The organism is Flavobacteriales bacterium (genome assembly GCA_013214975.1).
GTDB lineage: Bacteria > Bacteroidota > Bacteroidia > DT-38 > DT-38 > DT-38.
In genome coordinates this window covers 1-2,039 of the sequence record JABSPR010000347.1, presented here as the reverse complement: position 1 = coordinate 2,039, position 2,039 = coordinate 1, and the positions used below count along the sequence as shown (strand labels likewise).

The window sequence follows — 2,039 nt, the reverse complement described above, 5'->3', positions numbered from 1 at the left end:
TATCTGAAAATGGAATTACAGTTATTTAAAGTCTGCCAGTGAAAATAAAAATTAGAAACATGTGAAAATGACTGTTGAAATAGAAATATTCTCATCTTTTGATTACTAATAAATAGCAATCAACTATCCTAATACGATACTTGCGGATTTAAGGAGATAACAATTTTAAATGCTGAGTAACTCAATAGTCTATTCACAAAACAAAAAGCGGCATCCCAAAAGGAACGCCGCTTCTAACAAAAATATCAAATATTAATTACCTAACTCCTTAACACGAACGTCGCGTTGCATAGGGTTTTCTTTCTTCTTTTTTTTCTTGAACAAATCATAACGCGTAGGAGCTCTTTCCTCTGGCCATGAGTTATTGTTTAAGTCTGTATCAGCTGTTTCTAAGAATGGATCCAATCGTATGTTGGATACTTCTTTATCGAACATAAATACTTTTGAAACTTCCAATTCGCTTCTTCTCCAGATTTCTGCAGGAATACGAATCACTTCCGAGGTATTATCTTCAAATGTGAAACGTAGAATTAAAGGCATTGGAATACCTCCTTTATTCGTGAATTTCAATTCGTAGAACTGTTTTCCTGAATTCAACAATTCTAATTCTTCTTTTGTAAGATCCTTTTTAAACTTCTCGTAATCCTGGAGGTGAAGCGCGTCTACCTTGTAGATATCACGTTTACCATAGAAATCATCGATGTTGTCGTCTTTTTCATTTATAGCCTCATCAACCATAGTCAAGTTGCGCGTGTCTCCAATGAACTGATCCGATTTGTCGTCTTGTTCTTTTTTGAATGCCATCTCAACATCTGGATTCATAGTGTTTAACTCGTACCAGTTAACTTCATCTAAACTAATATCAACATAGTCCGTCGTGAAGAACCAGGCTCTCCAGAACCAATCCAAATCAACTGCTGAAGCATCTTCCATTGTTCTAAAGAAGTCTGCCGGAGAAGGATGTTTGAATTTCCATCTCTCACAATAGATTTTAAATGAATAGTCAAATAATTCACGTCCCATTATTGTTTCTCTTAAGATATTCAACGCTGTAGCCGGTTTTCCGTAGGCATTGTTTCCAAATTGCCAAATAGATTCTGAGTTGGTCATAATAGGAGAGATGTAGTTTTGATCTCCACGCATATAATCAGCGATCAAATAAGCAGGGCCTCTTCTAGAAGGATATTCTCTTTCCCATTCTTGCTCAGTCAGATATTGAACGAATGTGTTTAACCCTTCATCCATCCAAGTCCACTGGCGCTCATCTGAGTTGATAATCATAGGGAAGAAGTTGTGTCCAACCTCATGGATAATTACTCCCCACATTCCGTATTTAGTACGTTCAGAATACGTTCCATCTGCTTCAGGACGACCACTATTAAAGCAAATCATTGGGTATTCCATACCAATCCATTTCGAGTGAACCGAGATAGCTACTGGATATGGGTAGTCACAAGTAAACTTTGAATACGTCTTAATTGTATGTGCAACAAGCTTTGTTGAATAGCGCTCCCAAAGAGGGTTTCCTTCTTTCGGATAGTAAGACATTGCCATGATGTTTTTATCACCAACTGTAACGCCTTGAGCATCCCATATAAACTTTCTAGAAGATGCAAACGCAAAATCACGAACATTTTTAGCCTTAAAGATCCACGTTTTTTCGCCTGTCTTCTTTTCTTTCTCTGCTGCTTCAGCTTCAGCTTGTGTTATGATTAGAATAGGAGTATCAGATTTAGCCGCCTCCTTAAGTCTTGATCTCTGTGCGCTTGAAAGAACACTACTTTCGTTTTGCAGCACACCAGTTGACCCAACAATGTGATCGGAAGGTACTGTTATAGCAACTTCATAGTCTCCAAAAGGCAATGTAAATTCTCCTCTTCCAAGGAATTGTTTGTTTTGCCATCCTTCAACGTCGTTGTATACACACATTCTAGGGAACCATTGCGCGATAGTATATAAGTAGTTATCATTCTCTTCGAAGTGCTCATATCCAGAACGACCTCCAATCTTCATTCTATCGTTGATGTTGTACCACCATT

1 protein-coding gene is annotated in these 2,039 nt (G+C 37.7%); it reads right to left on the bottom strand.

The features are described from left to right. Window positions 1–252 precede the first annotated feature (252 nt). Window positions 253–2,039, bottom strand: a 1,787-nt coding sequence (locus HRT72_11170) for a M1 family metallopeptidase (protein ID NQY68265.1), incomplete at its 5' end; no start/stop codon positions are given.